General features: G+C 69.3%; 1 protein-coding gene and 1 pseudogene. One reads left to right on the top strand and one right to left on the bottom strand.

The genetic code is table 11. From position 1 onward, the window contains the following. Window positions 1-8,639 (bottom strand): annotated as a pseudogene (locus tag MSM1_RS23155) (amino acid adenylation domain-containing protein); the annotation flags it as partial. Here MSM1_RS23155 and MSM1_RS21320 point away from each other — a divergent pair. Continuing rightward, window positions 8,580-8,789, top strand: coding sequence for a hypothetical protein (locus MSM1_RS21320; RefSeq protein ID WP_213446302.1), 210 nt, complete (start codon window positions 8,580-8,582; stop codon window positions 8,787-8,789). The pseudogene MSM1_RS23155 and the gene MSM1_RS21320 overlap by 60 nt on opposite strands. The last annotated feature ends 238 nt before the right edge of the window (window positions 8,790-9,027 follow it).

Raw genomic sequence — 9,027 nt, 5'->3', positions numbered from 1 at the left:
GCGCCGGCAACGCGGCCGGAACCGCCGCCACCTGCCGCCACACCCCGCCTGATCCACAACCTCCACCCGACGCGCATACTCCGCCAGCACCCCCGCCCACCGGGCAAACGACGTCCCCACCGGCGCCAACACCACCGGCCGCCCCCCACGGCTGGGCCCAGGCGGTGTTGAGATCCTCCAGCACAATCCCCCACGACACCGCATCAATAACCAGATGGTGAACCATCACCACCAGCTGGCTCGTCGAGGTCACCCACAAGCGCTCAGCATCACCCCCCCGGCCGGGTCAAGCCGCGAACGCGCCCCAATCAGGGCCCGCTCACAAAGCCCCTCCACCACCTGCACGCACCCGCGCGCATCCACCGCCCCCGCCTCAGGCACCCGCAACACCCAGCCCCCAGCCCCGTCATCGTCCACCCGCGCCCGCAACATGGCATGCCGATCCAGCAGCGCCTGCACCAACACCACCACATCCTCATGACTCACCCCCGCAGGCGCCTGCAGCACCAGCATCTGATTGAACTGCCCGGTGGGCCCCCCCACACCGGCCAACCAGCACATGATCGGGTGGGCGCCACCGGCCCCACACCCTCATCACCCGGTCCGACCCCACCAACTGGCACCACCACCCGGCCAGCCCGGCCACCGTCTGCTCCACAAAAACATCACGCGGCCGGCACAACAACCCAGCCCCCCGCGCCCGCGCCACCACCTGCATCGCCGAAATACTGTCCCCACCCAAATCGAAAAACGAGTCCTCCACCCCGACCCGCTCAAGCCCCAGCACCCCGGCGTAGATCCCGGCCAAGATCTCCTCGGTGGCAGACGAGGGGGCCCGGTAGCGCTCCACGTCCCCGTAGTCGGGGGCCGGCAGGGCGCGCCGATCCAGCTTGCCGTTGACGGTCAACGGCAGCCTGTCTAAGGCGATCACCGCCGCGGGCAGCATATAGCCCGGCAGCCGCTCGGCCAGCGCGGCGCGCGCCCCCACCGGGTCGGCCTCCCCGGTGATATAGGCCACCAGGCGCTTATCCCCGGGGCGGTCCTCACGGGCGATCACCACCGCCTGCTCCACCCCCGCCAACCCGGCCAGCACCGCCTGCACCTCACCAAGCTCGATGCGATACCCCCGGATTTTGACCTGCTCATCGGCGCGACCCACATAATCGAGCTGCCCATCGCCACGCCAGCGCACCAAATCCCCACTGCGATACATCCGCGCCCCACCCCCCCAAACGGGCATGCCAAAACCGCGAGGCCGTCAACCCCGCCCGGCGCACATACCCACACCCCACCCCCATGCCGGCCACATACAACTCCCCCACCACCCCCACCGGCACCGGGCGCAACCACCCATCCAGCACAAACAACGCCGCCCCCGCCACCGGCGCCCCAATCGGCGGCGCCCCCACACCACGGCCAACGGCGCGCTGACCGTCGCATACACCGTGGTCTCGGTGGGCCCATAAGCTTAAGCATCACCGCCCCGGCGCCCAGCGATCCACCAGCTCCCCCGGGCAGGGCTCCCCGCCCACCACCAGCGTCGCCGACTCCAACCCCCCGCGGCCAACACCGCCAACGCCGACGGCGTTTGGGTCAGCACACTTACCCGCTCGGCCACCAACAGCGCGTGAAACTCCTCGGGGCTGCCCACCGTCTCCTCGGGCACCACCACCAGCCGGCCCCCACCAACAACGCGCCGAAAATCTCCCACAGCCGAAAAGTCGAACGCCAGCGAATGACACAGCGCCCACGTTCCCCCGCCGGCAAGACCGCCTCCACGCCCCCCAGCACCCGGTGATGCCGCGGTGGGTGACCGCCACCCCCTTCGGGGCGCCGGTGGTGCCCGAGGTGTAGATGATGTAGGCGATGTCCTCGGGGCCCGGCGCCGGCGGCGCCGCGGCCGGCTGCGTGCCCACCACGGATCGCTGACCTCAATAACCGGCACCGCGCACCCCTGCAGGCGGCCCCGCAGCCCCGCAGTGCTGATCACCACCACCGGGGCGGCATCGGCCAGCACAAACCCCACCCGCGCATCCGGCCACGCGGATCTATCGGCACATAGGCCGCCCCCGTCTTTAACACCGCCACGATCGCCACCACCGCCTCCCCCGAGCGCGGCACCAGCAGCCCCACACACCCACCCCGACCAGCGCCGTAACCGATCAACACCCCCGCTAGCGGTTAGCCGCGCATCCAGCTCCCGATAACTCCACCACCGCCCCCCACAACTAAGCGCCACCGATCCGGGGTGCGGCCCACCTGCGCGCCAAACACCACCGGAACCGACACCCCACCCGGGGCGGGCCGGGCCAACACGGCACGGTTGCTGAACCGCTCTAACCGGGCATGCTCAACCCCATCGAGCAATCCAGCCCCGACACCCGCCGCATGGGATCCGCGGCCATCCCCACCAACACCGCCTGCAACCGCCGCGATCAGCGCCTCAATGCTGGCGCGATCAAACACATCGGTGCGAAACTCCACCGTCCCCCCGATACCGGCGGGCTCACCGCCTCACCCCAGCGCTCCGCCACGTAAACACCAATCCATGCGCGCGGTACCGGTGTCCACCCCCAGCGGGGTGACCTGCACATCGCCCAAACCGGCAGCGGGGGCTGGCTGTCTTGCCAGGCCAGCATCACCTGCACCAGCGGGTGATGGGCCAGGCTGCGGGTGGGGTTAAGCCGCTCCACCAGCACCTCAAAGGGCACATCCTGGTGCTCGTAGGCGGCCAGGCTGCGCGCCCGCACCCGCCCCAGCAGCTCCCCCACGGTGGGATTTCCCCCCAAATCCACCCGCAACACCAAGGTGTTGACGAAAAACCCCACCAACTCATCGAGCGCGGGATCACCCCGCCCGGCGATCGGGAAACCCACCGCCACATCACTGCCGGCGCCCAGCTTGCCCAACAACACCGCCAGGGCGGCCTGCACCACCATAAAACCGGTGGCATTGTGCTCCCGGGCCAACCGGGCGATCTGCCGCTGCAACCCCGCCGGCCAGTCAACGGGCACACTGGCGCCGCGCTGATCGGCCACCGCCGGATAGGGCCGATCGGTGGGAAGAACCACCCGCTCGGGCAGCCCCGCCAACGCCTGCTCCCAATAGGCCAGCTGCGCGGCGATGCGACTGCCACCATCCTCAAGATCCCCCAACTGCTCCCGCTGCCATAGCGTGTAATCGGCGTACTGCACCGCCAACGGCTCCCAATCCGGGCCCGCCCCTCGCACCGGCTGGCATAGCCACCCCCAAATCGCGCACCAACGGGCCGCAACGACCAGCCATCAGCGGCGATATGATGATCACCACCACCAGCACATGCTCATCGGCGCCCACACGGAAAAGCCGCGCCCGCAACGGAATCTCGGCGGCCAAATCAAACCGGTGACGCCCACCGCGCCGATGGCCTCCTCCAGGCGCGCCGACGGCCAGCCGGCGGCATCGACTACCCCCCACCGAAATCGGCCCGCTCAACGGGAACGATCAGCTGCCGAGGCGTGCCCCCCACCGCGGGAAACAGCGTGCGCAGGCTCTCATGGCGGCCCACCACATCCCCCAGCGCCGCACCCAACGCCCCCGCATCCAGCGCCCACACAACCGCAACGCCGCCGCAATGTTGTACACCGCTGAAGGCCCCTGCAACTGGTCGATAAACCACAACCGCTGCTGGGCAAACGACAACGGCACCACCGCCGGGCGCTCCACGGCCACCACCGGCGCCAACCGCCCCGCCCCCACCCCACACGGCTCGCCAACTGCGCCACCGTGGGCGCCTCAAACACCACCCCGCACCGTCACCGCGGCATCCAAGGCGCTGTTAACCGCCGCGACCAGGCGCATCGCCGACAGCGAATCCCCACCCAAAATCGAAAAACGAGTCCTCCACCCCGACCCGCTCAACCCCAGCACCCCGGCGTAGATCCCGGCCAAGATCTCCTCGGTGGCAGACGAGGGGGCCCGGTAGCGCTCCACGTCCCCGTAGTCGGGGGCCGGCAGGGCGCGCCGATCCAGCTTGCCGTTGACGGTCAACGGCAGCCTGTCTAAGGCGATCACCGCCGCGGGCAGCATATAGCCCGGCAGCCGCTCGGCCAGCGCGCGCGCGCCCCCACCGGGTCGGCCTCCCCGGTGATATAGGCCACCAGGCGCTTATCCCCGGGGCGGTCCTCACGGCGATCACCACCGCCTGCTCCACCCCCGCCAAACCGGCCAGCACCGCCTGCACCTCACCGGGCTCGATGCGATACCCCCGATTTTGACCTGCTCATCGGCGCGGCCCACATAGCGCAGCTGCCCATCAGCGCCCCACCGCACCACATCCCCGTGCGATACATCCGCGCCCCCACCCCGCCAAACGGGCAGGCCACAAACCCGAGGCCGTCAACCCCGCCCGGCGCACATACCCACACCCCAACCCATGCCGGCCACATACAACTCCCCACCACCCCACCGGCACCGGGCGCAACCACCATCCAGCACAAACAACGCCGCCCCCGCCACCGGCGCCCCAATCGGCGGCGCCCCCACACCAGCGGCCAACGGCGCGCTGATCGCCGCATAAAACGTTTCGGTCTCGCCGTAGGCGTTAAGCATCACCCGCCCCGGCGCCCAGCGATCCACCAGCTCCCCCGGGCAGGGCTCCCCCGCCACCACCAAGCGTCGTCGACTCCAACCCCCCCGCGGCCAACACCGCCAACGCCGACGGCGTTTGGCTTAGCACACTTACCCGCTCGCCACCAACAGCGCGTGAAACTCCTCGGGCTGCCCACCGTCTCCTCGGGCACCACCACCAGCCGGCCCCCACCCAACAACGCGCCGAAAATCTCCCACACCGACACGTCGAACGCCAGTGAATGCCACTGCGACCACGTTCCCCCGCCGCAAGACCGCCTCCACGCCCCCCAGCACCCCGGTGATGCCGCGGTGGGTGACCGCCACCCCCTTCGGGGCGCCGGTGGTGCCCGAGGTGTAGATGATGTAGGCGATGTCCTCGGGCCCGGCGCCGGCGGCGCCGCGGCGGCTGCGTGCCCACCACCGGATCGCTGACCTCAATAACCGGCGCCGCGCACCCCTGCAGGCGGCCCGCAGCCCCGCGGTGCTGATCACCACCACCGGGCGGCATCGGCCAGCACAAACCCACCCGCGCATCCGGCCACGCGGGATCTATCGGCACATAGGCCGCCCCCGTCTTTAACACCGCCACGATCGCCACCACCGCCTCCCCCGAGCGCGCACCAGCAGCCCCACACACCCACCCGACCAGCGCCGTAACCGATCAACACCCCCGCTAGCCGGTTAGCCGCCGCATCCAGCTCCCGATAACTCCACCACCGCCCCCACAACTAAGCGCCACCGCATCCGGGGTGCGGCCCACCTGCGCGCCAAACACCACCGGAACCGACACCCCACCCGGGGCGGGCCGGCCAACACGGCACGGTTGCTGAACCGCTCTAACCGGGCATGCTCGACCCCATCGAGCACATCCAGCCCCGACACCCGCCGCATGGGATCCGCGGCCATCCCCACCAACACCGCCTGCAACCGCGCGATCAGCGCCTCAATGCTGGCGCGATCAAACACATCGGTGCGAAACTCCACCGTCCCCCCGATACCGGCGGGCTCACCGCCCTCACCCCAGCGCTCCGCCACGTTAAACACCAAATCCATGCGCGCGGTACCGGTGTCCACCCCCAGCGGGGTGACCTGCACATCACCCAAAGCCGGCAGCGGGGGCTGGCTGTCTTGCCAGCCAGCATCACCTGCACCAGCGGGTGATGGGCCAGGCTGCGGTGGGGTTAAGCCGCTCCACCAGCACCTCAAAGGGCACATCCTGGTGCTCGTAGGCGGCCAGGCTGCGCGCCCGCACCCGCCCCAGCAGCTCCCCCACGGTGGGATTGCCCCCCAAATCCACCCGCAACACCAAGGTGTTGACAAAAAACCCCACCAACTCATCGAGCGCGGGATCACCCCGCCGGCGATCGGGAAACCCACCGCCACATCACTGCCGGCGCCCAGCTTGCCCAACAACACCGCCAGGGCGGCCTGCACCACCATAAACCGGTGGCATTGTGCTCCCGGGCCAACCGGGCGATCTGCCGCTGCAACCCCGCCGGCCAGTCAACGGGCACACTGGCGCCGCGCTGATCGGCACCGCCGGATAGGGCCGATCGGTGGGAAGAACCACCCGCTCGGCAGCCCCGCCAACGCCTGCTCCCAATAGGCCAGCTGCGCGGCGATGCGACTGCCACCATCCTCAAGATCCCCCAACTGCTCCCGCTGCCATAGCGTGTAATCGCGTACTGCACCGCCAACGGCTCCCAATCCGGGGCCCGCCCCTCGCACCGGCTGGCATAGGCCACCCCCAAATCGCGCACCAACGGCGCAACGACCAGCCATCAGCGGCGATATGATGGATCACCACCACCAGCACATGCTCATCGGCGCCCACACGGAAAAGCCGCCCGCAACGGAATCTCGGCGCCAAATCAAACCGGTGACGCCCCACGCGCCGATGGCCTCCTCCAGGCGCGTCGACGGCCAGCCGGCGGCATCGACTACCCCCCACCCGAAATCGGCCCGCTCAACGGGAACGATCAGCTCCGAGGCGTGCCCCCCACCGCGGGAAACAGCGTGCGCAGGCTCTCATGGCGGCCCACCACATCCCCCAGCGCCGCACCCAACGCCCCCGCATCCAGGCGCCCACACAACCGCAACGCCGCCGCAATGTTGTACACCGCTGAAGCCCCTGCAACTGGTCGATAAACCACAACCGCTGCTGGGCAAACGACAACGGCACCAACCGCCGGGCGCTCCACGGCCACCACCGGCGCCAACCGGCCCGCCCCCACCCCCACACGGCTCGCCAACTGCGCCCCGTGGGCGCCTCAAACACCACCCGCACCGTCACCGCGGCATCCAAGGCGCTGTTAACCGCCGCGACCAGGCGCATCGCCGACAGCGAATCCCACCCAAATCGAAAAACGAGTCCTCCACCCCGACCCGCTCAAGCCCCAGCACCCCGGCGTAGATCCCGGCCAAGATCTCCTCGGTGGCAGACGAGGGGGCCCGGTAGCGCTCCACGTCCCCGTAGTCGGGGGCCGGCAGGGCGCGCCGATCCAGCTTGCCGTTGACGGTCAACGGCAGCCTGTCTAAGGCGATCACCGCCGCGGGCAGCATATAGCCCGGCAGCCGCTCGGCCAGCGCGGCGCGCGCCCCCACCGGGTCGGCCTCCCCGGTGATATAGGCCACCAGGCGCTTATCCCCGGGGCGGTCCTCACGGGCGATCACCACCGCCTGCTCCACCCCGCCAACCCGGCCAGCACCGCCTGCACCTCACCGGGCTCGATGCGATACCCCCGGATTTTGACCTGCTCATCGGCGCGGCCCACATAATCGAGCTGCCCATCGCCACGCCAGCGCACCAAATCCCCACTGCGATACATCCGCGCCCCCACCCCCCCAAACGGCAGGCCACAAACCGAGCCGTCAACCCCGCCCGGCGCACATACCCACACCCCACCCCCATGCCGGCCACATACAACTCCCCCACCACCCCCACCGGCACCGGCGCAACCACCCATCCAGCACAAACAACGCCGCCCCCGCCACCGGCGCCCCAATCGGCGGCGCCCCCACACCAGCGGCCAACGGGGCGCTGACCGTCGCATACACCGTGGTCTCGGTGGGCCCATAAGCGTTAAGCATCACCCGCCCCGGCGCCCAGCGATCCACCAGCTCCCCCGGGCAGGGCTCCCCGCCACCACCAGCGTCGTCGACTCCAACCCCCCCGCGGCCAACACCGCCAACGCCGACGGCGTTTGGCTTAGCACACTTACCCGCTCGGCCACCAACAGCGCGTGAAACTCCTCGGGGCTGCCCACCGTCTCCTCGGGCACCACCACCAGCCGGCCCCACCCAACAACGCGCCGAAAATCTCCCACACCGAAAAGTCGAACGCCAGCGAATGACACTGCGACCACACCTGCCCTGGTGTCAGCCCCACACCGGCATCCAGGGAGTCAAACAACCCGGTGATGCCGCGGTGGGTGACCGCCACCCCCTTCGGGGCGCCGGTGGTGCCCGAGGTGTAGATGATGTAGGCGATGTCCTCGGGGCCCGGCGCCGGCGGCGCCGCGGCCGGCTGCGTGCCCACCACCGGATCGCTGACCTCAATAACCGGCACCGCGCACCCCTGCAGGCGGCCCCGCAGCCCCGCGGTGCTGATCACCACCACCGGGGCGGCATCGGCCAGCACAAACCCCACCCGCGCATCCGGCCACGCGGGATCTATCGGCACATAGGCCGCCCCCGTCTTTAACACCGCCACGATCGCCACCACCGCCTCCCCCGAGCGCGGCACCAGCAGCCCCACACACCCACCCCGACCAGCGCCGTAACCGATCAACACCCCCGCTAGCCGGTTAGCCGCCGCATCCAGCTCCCGATAACTCCACCACCGCCCCCCACAACTAAGCCCACCGCATCCGGGGTGCGGCCCACCTGTGCGCCAAACACCACCGGAACCGACACCCCACCCCGGGGCGGGCCAACACGGCACGGTTGCTGAACCGCTCTAACCGGGCATGCTCAACCCCATCGAGCACATCCAGCCCCGCCACCCGCCGCATGGGATCCGCGGCCATCCCCACCAACACCGCCTGCAACCGCGCGGCCAACTCGAGTACATCGGCATTCGAAAAGAAATGACCCGAGCCCTGCGTGCTGAGGAAAAGCCGATCGTTGTCCCTGAAAAAACACCAGCCCAAATTGATCTACCAAACCAGAATGAGTGAGGGTTCCCGATGCAGCAGCACCACCAAAATTATCCATATGAGTGGTCGGCAGGAAATTAACAACGACCCGGTTCGAGGTCCACACCAGTTCGCTGAGTCGTGCCTTCCTTTCAATAGCTTGCACCGGGAACCGCTGGTGTATAAGCGTCTCTCGTATCCGTGCGTCAACATATTTGCAAAAACTACCTACTTTGTTCCGGCTCAGCCTTCAACATTAGAGGCACGACCCCGGAAATCA

Source organism: Mycobacterium sp. SM1, assembly GCF_018361265.1.
Classification (GTDB): domain Bacteria; phylum Actinomycetota; class Actinomycetes; order Mycobacteriales; family Mycobacteriaceae; genus Mycobacterium.
The sequence above is the reverse complement of the archived record's forward strand: the minus strand, read 5'-3'. Positions and strand labels throughout refer to the sequence as shown.

What these genes read in the sequence shown, in the direction of transcription:
- MSM1_RS21320 (WP_213446302.1), top strand. Translation starts at nt 8,580, where the DNA reads ATGCTCAACCCCATCGAGCACATCCAGCCCCGCCACCCGCCGCATGGG.